Source organism: Helicobacter saguini (assembly GCF_000762875.2).
Taxonomy (GTDB): Bacteria; Campylobacterota; Campylobacteria; order Campylobacterales; family Helicobacteraceae; genus Helicobacter_A; species Helicobacter_A saguini.
The window spans coordinates 109,268-125,211 of the sequence record NZ_JRMP02000004.1; the positions used below are offsets into that span (position 1 = coordinate 109,268).

General features: G+C 35.6%; 15 protein-coding genes and 2 pseudogenes. 4 read left to right on the forward strand and 13 right to left on the reverse strand.

Translation table 11 applies throughout. The features are described from left to right. Nucleotides 1-15: 15 nt before the first annotated feature. Nucleotides 16-714, reverse strand: a complete 699-nt coding sequence (gene flgH, locus LS64_RS03640) for a flagellar basal body L-ring protein FlgH (protein ID WP_034572910.1) — start codon at nucleotides 712-714, stop codon at nucleotides 16-18. A gap of 72 nt (nucleotides 715-786) precedes the next feature. Between flgH and LS64_RS03645 the strand changes: the two genes are divergently transcribed. From LS64_RS03645 to LS64_RS03655, 3 genes are all read left to right on the forward strand, one after another. Further along, entirely contained in the window at nucleotides 787-1,227 is a 441-nt protein-coding gene (locus tag LS64_RS03645; protein ID WP_034572912.1) for a GatB/YqeY domain-containing protein, read from the forward strand. Nucleotides 1,228-1,387: 160 nt separating this feature from the next. Further along, the gene (locus LS64_RS03650) at nucleotides 1,388-1,852 is read left to right on the forward strand and encodes a hypothetical protein (RefSeq protein ID WP_034572915.1); all 465 of its coding nucleotides are present in this window, start codon (nucleotides 1,388-1,390) and stop codon (nucleotides 1,850-1,852) included. Nucleotides 1,853-2,010: 158 nt separating this feature from the next. Beyond that, nucleotides 2,011-2,595 carry an FkbM family methyltransferase gene (locus LS64_RS03655; RefSeq protein ID WP_238699465.1) on the forward strand — a complete coding sequence of 195 codons (585 nt, stop codon included), beginning with the start codon at nucleotides 2,011-2,013 and terminating at the stop codon, nucleotides 2,593-2,595. 127 nt (nucleotides 2,596-2,722) lie between these two features. Here the strand turns inward: LS64_RS03655 and glnA are convergent, their stop codons facing one another. From glnA to LS64_RS12920, 11 genes and pseudogenes are all read right to left on the reverse strand, one after another. Further along, entirely contained in the window at nucleotides 2,723-4,222 is a 1,500-nt protein-coding gene (gene glnA, locus LS64_RS03660; RefSeq protein ID WP_052062592.1) for a type I glutamate--ammonia ligase, read from the reverse strand. Between the two features lie 237 nt (nucleotides 4,223-4,459). After that, nucleotides 4,460-6,070, reverse strand: a pseudogene (gene topA / locus LS64_RS13785) (type I DNA topoisomerase); the annotation flags it as partial. A 666-nt stretch (nucleotides 6,071-6,736) separates the two neighbouring features. Beyond that, nucleotides 6,737-7,393 (reverse strand): annotated as a pseudogene (locus LS64_RS13790) (type IA DNA topoisomerase); the annotation flags it as partial. 520 nt (nucleotides 7,394-7,913) lie between these two features. After that, the gene (locus LS64_RS03670; protein ID WP_052062594.1) at nucleotides 7,914-8,444 is read right to left on the reverse strand and encodes a BspA family leucine-rich repeat surface protein; all 531 of its coding nucleotides are present in this window, start codon (nucleotides 8,442-8,444) and stop codon (nucleotides 7,914-7,916) included. Next, nucleotides 8,410-8,562, reverse strand: a complete 153-nt coding sequence (locus LS64_RS12330; protein ID WP_160659301.1) for a hypothetical protein — start codon at nucleotides 8,560-8,562, stop codon at nucleotides 8,410-8,412. Before LS64_RS12330 ends, LS64_RS03670 begins: the two co-directional genes overlap by 35 nt. A gap of 61 nt (nucleotides 8,563-8,623) precedes the next feature. After that, complete coding sequence (locus LS64_RS12335; RefSeq protein WP_160659302.1) at nucleotides 8,624-8,770, reverse strand: hypothetical protein; 147 nt, start codon at nucleotides 8,768-8,770, stop codon at nucleotides 8,624-8,626. A 119-nt stretch (nucleotides 8,771-8,889) separates the two neighbouring features. Continuing rightward, nucleotides 8,890-9,072, reverse strand: coding sequence for a hypothetical protein (locus LS64_RS03675; protein ID WP_034572917.1), 183 nt, complete (start codon nucleotides 9,070-9,072; stop codon nucleotides 8,890-8,892). Between the two features lie 165 nt (nucleotides 9,073-9,237). Further along, nucleotides 9,238-9,528, reverse strand: coding sequence for a hypothetical protein (locus LS64_RS03680; protein ID WP_034572920.1), 291 nt, complete (start codon nucleotides 9,526-9,528; stop codon nucleotides 9,238-9,240). Nucleotides 9,529-9,616: 88 nt separating this feature from the next. Beyond that, nucleotides 9,617-9,766 (reverse strand): hypothetical protein, encoded by a 150-nt coding sequence (locus tag LS64_RS12910; protein WP_202391500.1) that lies wholly within the window; start codon nucleotides 9,764-9,766, stop codon nucleotides 9,617-9,619. Continuing rightward, nucleotides 9,767-9,988, reverse strand: a complete 222-nt coding sequence (locus LS64_RS12915) for a TonB-dependent receptor plug domain-containing protein (RefSeq protein WP_034572922.1) — start codon at nucleotides 9,986-9,988, stop codon at nucleotides 9,767-9,769. Next, the gene (locus LS64_RS12920) at nucleotides 9,985-10,155 is read right to left on the reverse strand and encodes a hypothetical protein (RefSeq protein WP_202391501.1); all 171 of its coding nucleotides are present in this window, start codon (nucleotides 10,153-10,155) and stop codon (nucleotides 9,985-9,987) included. The genes LS64_RS12915 and LS64_RS12920 overlap by 4 nt, the downstream gene beginning before the upstream one ends. Before the next feature lie 229 nt (nucleotides 10,156-10,384). On the opposite strand from LS64_RS12920, the gene LS64_RS03690 reads away from it, so the two are divergent. Then, a complete protein-coding gene (locus tag LS64_RS03690) occupies nucleotides 10,385-12,748 on the forward strand; it encodes a TonB-dependent receptor domain-containing protein (protein ID WP_052062595.1) in 2,364 nt (787 codons plus the stop codon). A 195-nt stretch (nucleotides 12,749-12,943) separates the two neighbouring features. On the opposite strand, the gene LS64_RS03695 is transcribed toward LS64_RS03690, so the two are convergent. After that, the gene (locus LS64_RS03695) at nucleotides 12,944-15,565 is read right to left on the reverse strand and encodes a TonB-dependent receptor domain-containing protein (RefSeq protein ID WP_118988393.1); all 2,622 of its coding nucleotides are present in this window, start codon (nucleotides 15,563-15,565) and stop codon (nucleotides 12,944-12,946) included. Between the last annotated feature and the right edge of the window lie 379 nt (nucleotides 15,566-15,944).

Genomic DNA, 15,944 nt, shown 5'->3' on the forward strand with positions numbered 1-15,944 from the left:
TAATGCAACAAATCTTTAATACGGCCAGTTGGATTCTACCGCATCAGTTGTTGGCTTTTTAGTCGTTGTATCGCTAATTTTACCCACGCTAACAATAGAAATCTTAGAATCTGAGATGTATTTAGATTCTATAGTATTGTCGCGCTGAATGTCATAAGGGCGTATCACACCGCTAATTTGCAGGATTTGCTTCTCGCCATTTATCAGCATTTCTTGCTTTCCATAGATAAAGTAATTCCCATTTTCCATCACCTTTAAGATTCTGGCAGTGATTGTCAAAGTTAGATTTTGAGCCTGCGAATAAGTGCCACCACCTTGAAAATTTGTCGTGTTATTTGGCTTATTCAAAGTGTAATTCACCTGGTCGTTCAAATAGGCTGTATTTGCTTGCTGCTGGGCATCTTGACCATTATATGCAATGGTTGGTGGGGTCACATTTCCACCACTACTACCGCCATATTTTTTATCGATTTTAAAATCGTTAGTGATACTCTCTTTTACATTTATTGTAATTAAGTCATCCACTCTCATAGCCCGTCTATCCGCAAATAGCGGTCTCTCACCCTGTCCAAACAAAGAACCCGGACGCTGAAACTCAGGCACAGGGTCTTTTGAAGGCATATCATTGACATAATCAGGCGGATTCATATCAATCTCTGGCTCATATCCTAGCAACAAAATAGGCAAAAATATCGCAAATGTAAGCTTTTTCATACTAATCCTTTAGTAAAAGTTGGTATAATTCCTTACGCTTTTTAAGCAAAATATATTCCCAAAAGGACAAATATGAGTATTCGTGCGAAATTAAAAGATGATATTAAGGATGCGATGAAAAATAAGGATGCGGCGCGGCGGGATGCGTTGAGAGTGCTAGATGCGGCATTAAAGCAAGTTGAGGTTGATAAGCGAATTACGCTTAGTGATGAGGATTGTATCGACATTTTGAAGACGGCATTAAAGCAGCGTGAGGACGCTTTGGAGTCGTATAAAAATGCGGGACGTAGCGACTTGGCGGATAAAGAAAGCTATGAAATCTCGCTAATTATGGAGTATTTACCGGCTCAATTAAGTGATAGTGAGTTAGAATCTAAATTGAAAGAGATAATCGTGCAAGTTAATGCAAAAGATTCTAAAGATTTAGGCAAGGTTATGGGCGCAGCAAAAGTGTTAAGCAATGTAGCCACAGGGAAGCGAATAAGTGAAATGGCAAAGAAATTATTAAGCTAGATTCTATAATTTTTAGTTTCATTGAGCTTTGAATTTTGGGGGCATCAAAAATTAACACTAAATCAACATTAGAATTTTCATTATCTTGAAAATGGAAGTTGCATTATTATGTATAAAAGATTTTTTTGCATAGAATCTTTGACTTATTAAAGGAGAAAATATGGGCTTAAGAAATAGCGTGGCAAAGCGGCTTGTGCGGCTTGGATTAAGGCTAAATAAGGGAAATATGGCAAATATTGAAAGGTTTATACAGGATGTGCTATATAAAAGTGGTATAGGCTCTGGCGGTGGGATTGAATCTAGCGGTAAAAAGGTGGTTTTAAGCCTCTTAGACAAGCTAGATTCTAAGAATATCTATGATAAACAAACAGATTCTAACGATACCAAAAATATGAATTTTGAGAAAACAGATTCTAAAAATTTGGGTGATTTTAGTGAAAATCATAAGCCCATTGTGATTTTTGACGTGGGTGCAAATATCGGCAAATATACGCAAATGTGCGTGGAATTTATAGAATCTAAAAAGTTAGCTAATATAGAATCTAATCTAAAACAAGATTCTAAAATTACTAATTTTAATATAGCAAATGTTAGAAATACGGGGGGGGGGCAAATAGCTTCCTAGATTCTCATAAGAATTTAGAATCTAATCACTCCCTAGATTCTAATAAGACTTTAGAATCTAATCTCCCTTTAGATTCTAAAAATATAGAATCTAACTTAAAAAATAAAAAACAAGCCTTTGAAATACACGCTTTTGAGCCTTCAATTCATACATTTAAAATCTTAGAATCTAACACAAAAAAGCTGCTGCAAAATATAGATTCTAAAAATTGCACCATTTTAGATTCCATAAATAGCGAGATTTTAGAAACTAATGATATAAAAATCACGCTAAATAACTGCGGCTTAGGGCTGCAAAATGAGACCTTGACTCTGTATTATGACAGCATTGCCTCTGGGCTTTCTAGCCTTGCTAGGCGGCGTTTGGAGCATTTCAATATTGATTTTAGTATGAGTGAGCGTGTGCAGATTAGAAGCCTTGATAACTATTGTGCGGCATTTGGGATTACGCATATTCATTTGCTAAAAATTGATGTGGAGGGCTTTGAGCTAAATGTGCTAAATGGCGCGCGCGAGATGTTTAAACGCGGAGCTATTGATATTGTGACCTTTGAGTTTGGCGGGTGCAATATTGATACGCGGACATATTTTCAGGATTTTTGGTATTTTTTCAAAGAGCAAAAATATCAAATTTATAGAATCTTACCAAATGAAAAGTTATATAAAATAGAACAATATAAAGAATTATATGAACAATTTGTAACTACGAATTATATCGCACTTAGGCAAGATTTTAGAATCTAGATTCTATACGCTCTTATAAAAGGGTGGTGCGTGGGCGACTAGGCAATTTGTGAAGCGAAATTATAGAATCTAGATTTTAAATAGAATCTAAAATCTTAGATTCTAACGTTATGGAGATATAGAATTATTAACAACTATACGTCGAGATGAATTCAAATGGGTGGGGGCGACCTTCCCATGGCCAGATTTCAGTCTCAAACTTAAATGCCTTATACACTTGCAAAAACTCTTCGCTAAAGACATTCCCCTGCTTCAAATACTCTTTATTTGCGAGCATTTCCTCAATGGCACTTCGCAATGTATGCGGCAGTTGTTTAATGCCTTTTGCCCTAATTTCATCAAGGCTTAACTCAAACAAATTTATATCCATAGGTTTGCCCGGGTCAATCTTATTTCTAATACCATCAAGCCCTGCCATAAATAAACTTGCAAACGCCAAATACGGATTACTCGAGCTATCTGGGAATCTAAACTCCATTCGCTTCGCCTTTTCACCCTGATTATATGGAATCCTAACTGATGCAGAGCGATTTTGCGCGCTATAAGTTAGAATGCTAGGCGCTTCAAATCCGGGTATCAAGCGTTTATAAGAGTTTGTGCTAGCATTTGTAAATGCCGCCACACTTCGCGCATTTTTCAAAACGCCACCTAAAAAGTGCAACGCAGTTTCACTCAAGCCCTGATAGCCATCGCCTGCAAAGCGATTTTTCCCATCTTTCCATATACTAATATGCACGTGCATACCGCTGCCATTATCGCCATACAAAGGCTTTGGCATAAATGTCGCCGTCTTGCCATTTAGGTGCGAGACCATTTTGACGACATACTTTAGCTTTTGCACATTATCAGCCGCTGCTAGCATATCGCCAAATCGCACGCCGATTTCACACTGCCCTTGCGCTACCTCGTGATGCACGACAAAAGTCTCTAAGCCCACTTGATTTAGCACTTTCACAATCTCAGCGCGAATATCTACTAGCGTATCCACAGGCGCGACAGGAAAGTAGCCGCCTTTTGTGCCTGGACGATGCCCGACATTTGTGCCGCCTTCGTAACTTCTATCGCGATTCCACTCGCCCTCTTCGGTATCCACTTCGTAGTATTGACAATTTATAGAATCTCGCATCTTAATACTATCGAAAATAAAAAACTCATTTTCAGGACCAAAATACGCCGCATCGCCGATACCTAAATCCACCATGTGCTTCATCGCACGTTTCACAATGCTACGCGGACATTTCTCATAAGGCTGATTTTTATAAATATCCCAAATATCGCAAAACACGACCACGGTGGTATCCGCAGTAAATGGGTCAATAAAATATCTAACCAAATCAGGGATTAAAATCATATCCGATTTATTAATAGGCTGCCACGCCGCAAGACTGCTACCATCAAAAGGGATACCATTAATAAACAAATTCTCATCAACCGCTGCAATGGAGAAGCTAATGTGATGCCAAGTTCCCTTAATATCAGTGAATCTAAAATCTACAAACTCGACTTCATTCTCATCGCAAAGTGCGAAAAACTCTTTGATTTGCTCGCTTTTTTCCTTGCTAACACTCTTTGTGTTGTCGTTTTTACTTGCCGCTACACTTGCTGTTGTTTTTTTCTTTTCAGCCATGTTATCACTCCTTAAAATTTGAATACTACAAGTATAACACATTTTTGCAAATATTGATTAAAAAAAGTAAAAAAATTAAATACAAATTGTATTTTATACTTTTTGTAACTTTTTATTCTCGCTTCTCTCTTTTAGATTCTATCGCATTTATCGAAGTTTTATTAGATTCTATATTTTAGAATCTAAACACGATTTTATAGAATCTAAAATACGAATTGTGTATAAATTATGTAAAATTTAGGAATTAGATTCTATAGTCTTTTTACAATCACTGCAAATTAATACATCTTTTTTATTCTTTGGCTTGTAAAGAATGCCGCCGCACTCGCATTTCCTTACAGGTTCGCCATTTAGCAAAAAGTTGCATTTTGGATAATTGCTACATCCATAAAAAACGCCCCGTTTTGAGTGCCGCTCAATTAAGTCGCCACCACACTTTGGACACTTTACAGCCGCTGTTTTTGGCTTAACCAAAGGCTTTGCATTTTTGCATTTTGGATAGCCGCTACATGCTAAAAATTTCCCATTTCGCCCCATTTTTACTACCATATCTGCGCCGCATTTTTCGCATTTTTCACCACTAGATTCTAAATCATCTTTAGAATCTCGCTTCACATATTTACAAGTAGGATAGTTAGAACACGCGACAAACTCGCCATATCGCCCATTTCTAAGCACTAGCTCGCTCCCACACTGCGGACACATTTCACCTGTTGGCTTGGCTATTTTTTGCGACTCGATATTTGCTTTTCCACTCTCAATTTGCTTGATAAAAGGCTCATAAAAGTCCCACAGCACCTTTTGCCAGTCATTTTTACGCTCGGCTATAGAATCTAGCTTCGTCTCTAACGCTGCGCTAAACCCACTATCCACAATCTCATTAAAGTTTTTTTCTAGCATTTCAATTACGTTAAATGCCACGTCTTGTGCGACCAGCTTCTTATCGACATTTTCGACATAATGCCTATCAATTAGCAGTTTGATAGTTGGCGCATAAGTGCTAGGACGCCCAATTCCTAAGCTCTCAAGCGTCTTAATTAGCCCAGCCTCGCTAAAGTGCGGTGGTGGCTCAGTTACCTTTTTTATATCCAAGATTCTATCAAAGCTAATATCCTGCCCAAGTGTGAAATTTGGTAACAATTTATCCTTTTCATTATTTCCCATAATGGCGTAAAATCCATCAAAAACTAGCTTCCTACCATTGATTTTAAACTCGCTCTTGCAATCTCTCCCCACAACACTCACACTAAGGCTCTCAAATATCGCATCATTCATTTGAGACGCAATAAAGCGATTAAAAATTAATGTGTAAAGTTTTAGCTCATCATCTTTTAAAAAAGCCTTTGCGATTTGCGGGGTAAAGTTTAGGTTTGTCGGGCGAATGGCTTCGTGTGCCTCTTGCGCACTCTTTTGCTTTGTAGCATAAATCTTTGCCTTTGGCGGTAAATACTCTGGTTTAAAATTATCTTTTATAAAATCTCGCGCCGCTGAAAGTGCCTCTTTTGCGATATTCAAACTATCGGTTCGCATATAAGTGATAATCCCTGAAATGCCATTATTTGTTTTCACGCCCTCATAAAGTCGCTGGGCGATACTCATCGTGCGTGTGGGCGAAAAGCCTAGCAGATTCGATGCGGATTGTTGCAAGGTCGAAGTCATAAAAGGCGGCTTAGTCTTAGTCACACTTTCCTTATTATTTATAGAATCTACTTTGTAGGAATCTTTTCTTAGATTCTGTAATATAGAATCTACTTCGCTTTTATCCTGTAAAACAAGCTTTTCAATTTTTTTATTTCCATATTTTACTAAGTCAAAAATTAGTTTATTTTCGTCTTTAGATTCTGTATTTTTCGCGGTTTTAGGGGCGTCTTTAGAATCTATAACTTCAATGTTTAATTGAGTGTATGTATTACCAAAACACTCTTTGAAAACACTATAAGCTCTAGCGGCAAGTTCTAAAGATTTTTCAAGGTTATGTAAAAGTAAATGTTTAGCTTCATTGTAGTCTCTATTGATTCTATGTTTATTGTCATCCCATTTTGCTTGGAATGGTAAATCATTATCATGTGATTGTATTTTATTTAAGGTTTCTAAACTTGTATAAAAATTATCATTCAAGTCATTTTTATTAATTATCAAATTAATTATCAAACAATAATAATCTTTGTTATTTTCTTGTAAATTATTTTTAAGGTTTTGAAAATATTTCTCGTATACATTGTCATTTTTTAATTGCTTTCCTGTTAAAGCATAATATAATCCATCTTTAGAATCAACATTATCTGCACTTTTTATTCCGCTAATTTTAATATTTATAGGAGAATAAACATCATCACATTCTATGTTAAAATCAAGCCAATGACTAGGTTTATTGTATTCTTTTATATTCTCTTTGATTCCGTTTTTTTCATCAGTTTTCTTATCCAAGTAAGTTTTATTAATTTTTTTAAAATAGTCTTTTAAATATTTAACAATAGAATCTAGTATGGGTATATTTTTTGTTTCGTTATGCACGTTACTATTTGTAACATTAGATATTTTATTTTTGTATTCGCTATTTGATTCTGTAAAATATTTATGCCCTTCGATTAAATAATACTCTTGTGGCTTAAATGCGCGGATTTCTTTTTCTCTATCAACTAGGATTTTTAACGCACTAGATTGCACTCGCCCTGCACTTAAGCCCTTGCTAATTTTTTGAGAAATTAGCCCACTTAGCTTAAAGCCGACAATCCTATCAAGCAGCCGCCTTGCTTGTTGCGCATTTACCCTATCCATATCAATCAGTCGCGGATTTTGAAGCGAATTTGTAATCGCACTTTTAGTAATCTCGTGAAATGCAATACGCGGAAAGTCCTTAATATCGCCATTTAACGCCTGGACGATGTGGTAGCCTATCGCCTCGCCCTCTCTATCCTCATCGGTTGCGATGTAGGTTTTTTTCGCGCCCTTATGAAGCGTTTGAATCTCTTTTACAAGCGGCATATCCTCCTTTGGAATCTCATAAATAGGCTCAAAATGCCCCTCTTTAATATTGATACCAAAGCGATGTTGCGGCAGGTCGCGGATGTGTCCCTTACTTGCTATCACTTCGTAATTGCTACCTAGAAATGTTTTGATAGTCCTTGCTTTTGCTGGAGATTCTACGATTATTAAATCTTTGTTTGTTATATTTTTTGGGGCTTTTAGGTTTTTAGAATCTGCTTTTGTGGTTTTAGATTCTGTGCTTTTAGTGGCTTTTTTAGTCGTTTTTACGCTTTTAGATTCTGTAATTTTTGTAGGTTTTTTTGTCGCGGTGGCGTTTTTAGATTCTACCTTAGTAGTTTTTTTAGAATCTATTTTTATGTTTTTAGATTCTATGATTTTACTCGTAGATTTTCTTGCAGTGGCGTTTTTAGATTCTATAATTTTTTTAGAAATAAGGCTGCGTGTGGGCGTTTGGTTAGAATCTGTTTTTATAGTGGTTGTTTTGCTTACGCTTTTCGTGGCTTTTTTTGTGGCTGTGGTATTTTTAGATTCTATGATTTTGTTCTCTTTAGATTCTATAATTTTCGTGGATTTCGTGGCGGTGGCATTCGCATATTTCGCATTTTTCATATTTTAAACCTTTGAATTTTTGCTTATATTTTAATGTTTAGATTCTAATATTTAGTTAAAAAGCTAGAATTTTAGCATAACTTTAAATACCACATTACAAAAAATCACAATATTTTTTAAATCTAAGGTTTTTTGGTGGTGGGTGGGGTTTCCATGTGGTGAGGGGTTGGTTAAAGGACTTGGCAAAAGAAAACATTGAGCCAAATTCTTTTACATTAGCCACATTCCATTTATCCAAAGGTTGATTAAAGGCATAAGCGTGCGAAAACATCGCGGTCATATCGACCACATTTCTAACATTCCAGCTATTTAGATTTTGATTAAATGTGTAGGCTTCCATAAACATATCACGCATATCAGTTACATTTTTTGTATCCCATTGATTTAATGAACTATTAAATTCATAATATTCTCTAAATAAAGCTACCATATTAGTAACCTTGCTAACATTCCAGCTATTTAGATTTTTATTAAACTTAGTTTGTTTAAAAAATAGCGCGGTCATATCAGCAACATTTGATGTATCCCAAGATTCTATACCGCTAAAATCTTTGCGATTTTTAGCAGAATCTTCGCAGCGACTCCATATACTAGCACAAAAAAAGTAAGCTAAAATCCTTAACACGACTCGTATTTATAGAATCTAACTTTATACGTTCATCTTTTAGCAATTCTAAAAGTTCCGCTCTATCCTTTGGAAAATACTTATGTTTTTTAGAATCTGCGTTTATAGATTCTATCAAAGATACAAAAATAATACAAAATAAAAAAACTTTTTCATAAAATACGCCTTTAAATTAAATTTTAGAATCTAGATTCTATAATTTTTTGCTTCGCAAATTTCCTAAACGCCAAGTCTTTTAAAAAATAGCCTAATCGCTCACCCAACACCCTTTTTTGAGTGAAATGCCCGCCACCATTTTTATGTTTTATAGAATCTTTATGCAACATTCGAAGTTACACTCTTTAATGTAATCTATTCCCACCTAACCACCCATTTGTAAGATTAAGTTAAAGAGTGTAACTGCGAATGTTTTAAGTGGTAGATGATAGTATCTTAGATTCTACAATTACCACTCTTTCCCTGCTTTAGATTCTATCCACTCTTTATTTATATTTAGATTATTTTCATTAATATCATCACACATAGATTCTAAATCTTTGTATTTTTTTGCGTTATTATTATGATTTTTAGAATCTAATTTTGGTTTTTCTATCTTAATTGACATATTTTCTAGAATCTCATTTTGCATTTTTTTCTCCTTTTAAGCTTAACATTATAACATTATGTCTATTATCGGCTCATACACTATATAGACTTTTGGCGACTTCTCTCACACTTAAGGTTAGCTTAAGCAGTCGCTCCCCACTCATTTTCAGCAAAAAGTGAGATTGTATGATATGAAAAAGTGCTAGGATTAGCGACTTTGTATTCGCGCCACAAGGTTTAGCTCCGTAATTTGTGCGTTTTTATTATCATAGATTTGCTCTCCATAATTCACATCAAAATATAGATTGTTTTTAGAATCTAGATTCCATAAAAGGCGAGTGCCGACATTAAAAATATGCCCTTGTGATGGGCGTCTATCAGTCGCGGTAATTGTCGTGCCAAGTGCTGGTTGGTTATTGTTTGTCGTTGGACGTGTGATAGTGTATGTATAATCAAGCTTTGTAGGCTCTCTAAATTGATAACGCCCCTTAAGCTGCAAGCCTAGCTTATTTTTATAAAAGGCAGTGTGCTAAAAAATTTAGTGTGTAGTTTGAGCCAAAGGCACGGATTTTCTTGCTGCGTGGTCTCTATTTATCGATACTCTTGCGTGTGATGATATTTACCACGCCGCCCCAAAATTTATTAAAGTAGTCGCTCCCATAAAGTATGCAAAGTGGTCCGCGGATAATCTCAATACGCTCAATGGCTGAAAGTGGCGGGATAAAGCTAGATTTCACTTAGGTCTTGCCTGTGTTGTTTGATGAATTAACGTTTTCGGCTACGCTCTGCCTTTTGCCATCAATAAGGATTAGCGTGTAGGTGCTAGGCATACCGCGAATGGAGATTCCAAGCCCGCCCATACGCCCTTGCTGTGTGGCAACGTCAATGCCCGGAATCTCGCTCAAGGCTTCAGCCAAATCCTTAAAAGGCTTTTTCTCCAAATCCTGCCTGCTAATCACACTGATACTAGCGGGGCATCTTTTATTAGCTGCTGTGTGCCCTTTGCGGTCGTTACGACTTTGTCTAGCTCGTAAGTCTTGGCGGCTACTTTAGATTCTATATTAGAATCCGCATTCATTTGCAAAAAAGTAAAACACATCAAAAATAAAATTAATTTCATTCTCATATCAAACCTTACTCTTAAAATAGTTTTCAATTATATAGTAATTTTATAAAATCCATTTTGTTTTTTTTATCTACAAACAAATGTATAGAATCCACTCAAATTCTAAAGTTATATGTGATAAATTTTAACACAAGTGATATTTAATTAGATTCTGTAATGATTTAAGTTTAGATTCAGTTTAAATTTGATACTATTAATAGTAATTCTTAATTATAAAAGGAGTCTAAAAATGACAAAAGTAATAGAATCTAGTTTGTATTTAAAGCAAACAAAAGCTAATAAGATAATAAGAATCTTTAGCAATAACGCCAAGTCTCTCTCTCTCTCTCTCTCTTTGCTACTAACTAGCAGTGTAGCCCTAGCAGATTCTATAGAATCTAATGCAGATTCTCACACAGCACAAAATACAGAATCTAACATAGAATCTAATTCACAAAATACAGAATCTAAACAAGATTCTATAAACTCAAACAGCACAAAACAATACACATTAGAAAAAGTAGTAACTACCGCACGTGGCACAGAGCAGCTACTAAAAGATGCTCCAGCTAGTATCACAATCATTACAGGCGAAGAGCTAGAAAATAAGCCACACAGAGACTTAGCCGAAGCTTTGGCTGATATTCCCGGTGTAGATTTAGGCACTGAGCTAGGTAAGACAGGTGGGCTAAAGATTTCTATACGTGGTATGCCTGCTAACTACACATTGATTCTAATAGATGGTAAGAGAGTAAGCCCTGCTGGTGATATAAATACGACTAATGCAGGTTGGTCGCAAGCGGATACTAGCTTTATGCCGCCTTTAAGTGCGATAGATAGAATCGAGGTGATACGAGGTCCTATGAGCACACTTTATGGTAGTGATGCGATTGGCGGCGTGGTAAATATTATCACTAAAAAGAAAATTGATAAATACGGCGTAAGTGTAGGGCTAGAGACAACGCAAAATGAGGATAGACAATATGGTAGCGGATATATGCTAAATCTTTTTGGCACTATCCCTATTATCAAAAATACTTTGGGTGTGCAGCTGCGTGGGCGATATTATTTTAGAAGCCCAAGTGATGTAAAGTTTAAATACACCACTACATTAGAGCCGCCAACTGGTGCTACAAATGCAAATGCGTGGCAAATAGGCACAATAGTAGAAGATGTCCCAGGCTTTATAGGGAATCCTACTATGGCTCATATATTCGACTTAGGAGGTAGGATTCTTTATAACCCAAATGAAAATAATCACATATATTTTGACGTGCAGTATGCAAGGCAGTGGTATGATAATAGTAAGGAGCAATTAGGACAATTTGCTAGCACGGCTAAAGAATATATCGTTACTAGAAATAATTATATACTATCACATAAGGCAAGCTTTAGTAATCTAATCGGCGTGCCTTATAGTATGGATAATTCTATACAATTTAATCAAAGCTTTAATGATGGTCGTATGACAAATACCACGCCAAATAATCCTAGAAAGATTCAAGGGAAAGATATTATTATAGATTCTAAACATTTCTTTGAGTTACCATTTAATAATAATTTGAGCGTTGGAATCTATTATTGGTATGCGTATATGCAAGACTTAGTAGCTAATCCTAGCACTTTTTCGCAAAATACAATATCACTTTTTGCAGAAGATGAATGGGAAATCTTTGATGGATTTAGATTCACACTTGGGTTAAGAGAAGATTGGAACTCACGCTTTGGCTTTAATACTTCGCCTAAGGCTTATATAGTATATGAAGTCTTACCTAACTTATTAATACTAAAAGGTGGTGTAAGTATGGGATATAAAGCTCCATTTTTAAATGAGCTAATAGATGGACAATATGGCTTTGGCTCGCAAGGGAGACTTGCCTTTTTGGGTAATCCAAACTTAAAACCTGAAAAAAGTGTAAGTGCAGAAATTACCGCTATGAGTGATAATGACTATGTGGAAGCTGGTATTACATATTTTTATAGCTTTTTCTTAGATAAGATTAGCTCGACTACTCTTTCTAGCACTACTAATGTGGCATTATGTGGTAGTGCTATATTTACATCTGGCTGCTCTCGTAGAATAAATGTTGATGAAAGCTACATACAAGGGCTAGAAGTCTTTGCAAGTATGAAGCCCTTTTATGGTGTAGGACTAGATTTAAGCTATACCTTTACAGATTCTAAACAGCTAACAGGGAGTCTTAAAGGCAGTCCGCTAACAGATACGCTAGACCATTTATTTAGTGCGAAGCTTAGTTATACGTGGAGAGATTTACACGTATATATTCGCGGGGAAGTGCAGGGCAATCGCTTTCGTGGGCTAAATCCTGGCACAAATGCAGAGCAGCAACGCATATTAGGTGCGTATTATAAACCTTATGGCTTATTGCATTTAGGTGCTACATATAGGCTAAATAAGAATTTTAAATTTAACTTTGCTATATATAATTTGCTTAATATGACATTTGCAGATTATCGTCAGTATGGCTGGGCTACAGGACGTGGTAGTACTAATGCGAATCCAAATTATACAGGTGAGCCTAGCATAGGAAATATGTATCCATTTATACAAGAGGGACGTAGATACTGGTTTAGTGTTAATATGGACTTTTAGCTTGACTTTTATAGAATCTAGATTCTATAAATCGTCCTTTTAATAGGGTGGGCGTTTAGGCAAAAATATTTTTCTAACCTTAAATGGTGATAGGATAAAAGAAAAATCTTTAAAAATTAAGTTTAGATTCTATATTTTGCTTCGCAAATTTCCTAGACGCCCACCCACCGCCCTTTTAAACACAAAATATGGAATCTAAAAATCCATATTTAGGCTTAGCCAGTAGCGGCGACCTTCTTGCATTTGGATGTAGCGATTATGCACGTTAAATCTACCATTGCTATTTGTAAATTCTGCTAAGTCCATAAAGTCTTTATTTAGAACGTTATAAATTGCAAAATTTAGCTTTAAATTATCAGTGATTTTATAAGTCGCGCCCACGTGCATAAGACCATAAGGTTTATAGAATCTCCATGGGTCATCGCTTAGCTTTGCCCTTTCGCCTTGATATTCACCACGCACATATACATATAGGCTTTTGTATGTATAGCCAAGTTTGGCGTTAAATCTATGATTTGCAGTGCCTTCAATCATACGCCCTTTATTTGTCCCTGTAAGATATTGACTATCCATATACGTGTAGGCAAAATCAAGGCTAAAACCATAAAGTGGCTTCATACTAATATAAGTTTCCACGCCTTGATAGTAGCTTTTATCCACATTTTCAGGCAAGTAGCATCCAAGCCTAAAACCTTCTCCGGTATATCCACGACAAATAGCGATATTTGCGGCATTGTTTGTGTTTCTAGCTAATCTTGTAAGGGCGATTTTATCCCAAAATAGCGAGTAAAAGTAAGTAGCCCCCGCTTCGAAATAATCATTATCGGTTATTACGCTAAATTCAGCATTTAAACTTGTTTCAGGTTTTAAGTCAGGGTTTCCAAAATAGCCGCCACTTCCACCAGAATTTGACCCAAAGACTCCACTTACCATTTGATTTAAATATGGTGCTTTATATCCCATACTTACACCACCTTTTAGTATTAGCCAGTCAGGTATTGCTTCATAGACTAAGTAGCCTTTTGGTGAAGTGTTGAATCCAAAACGAGAGTTATAATCTTCCCTTACACCAAGTGTTAAACGCAAGTTATCTAAGATTTCCCACTCATCCTCTAAATATAACGCAAATGTATGATATGAATCATGCTTAATAGTAGTAAGCAAATCTTGCATATAAATATACCAGTATTGCGCACCGATTGTAAGAGAATTATTAAAAGGTAAATCTACAAATGCTCTAGATTCTACAATTACATCTTTGCCTTGAATGTCCCTATTTATTGTTGGAGTCGTGTAAGCGCCAGTCATACGACCATCATTAAAGCTTTGGATAAATTGTATCGAGTTATCAATGCTCCAAGAACCATAATCACCACGATGTGATAGCAAGTAGTTATTATTAAACACTTTATATACAGGTGCAGTAATGCTATATGGACCTATTGCCTCATTTGGATTGTCATAATATTGCGAGCCAAATTGCGCGTCAAAATATAGATTATTTTGCTCATTTGGATTCCATAGAATCCGTCCGCCGATGTCATAAATATGTGCAGTTTTACGCTCATGCTCCCAAGTAGTAAAACACCCAGAGTGATTAGTCGTGCTGCAATTATTAATATTTTGCGAAGTTTGCTTATAATCATCAGGCATATTTTGCTTTACACCATTCATATCTGTGTAAGTAAAACGCAAGTTTGAAGGCGCTCTATAATAATACCTACCGCGAAGTTGCACTCCCAAAGTATCCTTTATAATAGGAATGGTCGTAAAAAGATTCACTATATAGCTATCGCCAAACTGCCGATTTTCATTCAAAACAGATTCTACACTCGCACTTATACCAAATTTATCAATTTTCTTTTTAGTAATAATATTTACCACGCCACCAATCGCGTCACTACCATAAAGTGTGCTCATAGGACCGCGTATCACTTCAATTCGCTCAATTGCAGATAGCGGCGGCATAAAGCTAGTATTAGCCTGTGTCCAGCCGCTATTATCCGCAGTATTGACATCCGCGCCACTTGTTTGCCTTTTGCCATCAATTAGAATTAGCGTATATTTCCCCTCTAAACCGCGAATGTTGATATTTAGCCCACCAGTCTTTCCTTGCTTATCCCCTTGCAAATCGATACCGGGAATATCTACTAAGGCTTCGGCTAAGTCGCGGTGTGGGCGATTTTCTAGCTCTTCGCCTGTAATCACCGTGATACTAGCAGGAGCATCTTTAAGTAGCTGCTCAGTTCCCTTAGCGGTAACGGCTACTTTTTCAAGATTGTAGGTTTTTATATTGCTTGTGTTTATTGTGTCATTGCTCTGCGTTGTTTCATTGTTAGATTCTGTGTTAGTGTTATTTGCGTTAGAATCTTCGTTATCTGCATTATCCGCAAGTAGTAAAATCTTAGAATCTTGTTTGTTATTTAAGCTTAAGATTATAGAATCTTGCGGGTTAGATTCTATATTTGTTGCGTCATTGCGAGTGTTAGCGAAGCAATCCACACCTTGACAATTTTTAGAATCTTCTTTTTCATTCAAGGCTAAATTTATAGAATCTTTGTTTTTAGATTCTATATTTGTGTAAATTTGTTTAGAATCTCGCAAGTTAAATTCTATGTTTTTATCATTCAAAGCCAACATTAAGTTTTTAGAATTGATATTATTTTGGGAATCTAGACTGCTAGACTCCCTAGCTGCTTTGGGGATAGGCTTACCCCCCCCCCCCCCGTTTGTAAGAGTGTTTGCAAACACAGGAGTAACATTCAAAATACTAGCCACACTAAAAGAAACAAAAAGCCCAAAACTACTAAATTTCATAACTATCTCCTTATATAAATTATAGAATCTAGACTTTATTATTTAATATCACAAAATAAGAACAGACTTTATAAGATATTAAATTCTAAGAATCTAAATCATTTATAAATTTTTGTAGAATTATAAATATTTTTTCACACAAACACAAGAAAATTTCAAAAAAATGTAAAATTTTTATCAACAAGATTACAAAAAGTAACATTAATATAATCTAAATTCTAATTTTTAGTTCATACCTAGAATATTATTATCTTAAGATTTTTTAGTATTAGTTTGTAATATTTGATATAATTTTCAGTTAAGATTTTTTGCTAAATAAAGTAAAATGCAAAAAATATTTTTATCATAAGCTTGTTAAATATCATTCTAGTATATTTAG

Bases quoted from the DNA above. Each gene is read 5' to 3' on its own strand.
- flgH (WP_034572910.1), bottom strand. From the start codon at position 714: ATGAAAAAGCTTACATTTGCGATATTTTTGCCTATTTTGTTGCTAGGA.
- LS64_RS03645 (WP_034572912.1), top strand. From the start codon at position 787: ATGAGTATTCGTGCGAAATTAAAAGATGATATTAAGGATGCGATGAAA.
- LS64_RS03650 (WP_034572915.1), top strand. From the start codon at position 1,388: ATGGGCTTAAGAAATAGCGTGGCAAAGCGGCTTGTGCGGCTTGGATTA.
- glnA (WP_052062592.1), bottom strand. From the start codon at position 4,222: ATGGCTGAAAAGAAAAAAACAACAGCAAGTGTAGCGGCAAGTAAAAAC.
- LS64_RS12335 (WP_160659302.1), bottom strand. From the start codon at position 8,770: ATGTTGCATAAAGATTCTATAAAACATAAAAATGGTGGCGGGCATTTC.
- LS64_RS03675 (WP_034572917.1), bottom strand. From the start codon at position 9,072: ATGCAAAATGAGATTCTAGAAAATATGTCAATTAAGATAGAAAAACCA.
- LS64_RS12920 (WP_202391501.1), bottom strand. From the start codon at position 10,155: ATGAGAATGAAATTAATTTTATTTTTGATGTGTTTTACTTTTTTGCAA.
- LS64_RS03690 (WP_052062595.1), top strand. From the start codon at position 10,385: ATGACAAAAGTAATAGAATCTAGTTTGTATTTAAAGCAAACAAAAGCT.
- LS64_RS03695 (WP_118988393.1), bottom strand. From the start codon at position 15,565: ATGAAATTTAGTAGTTTTGGGCTTTTTGTTTCTTTTAGTGTGGCTAGT.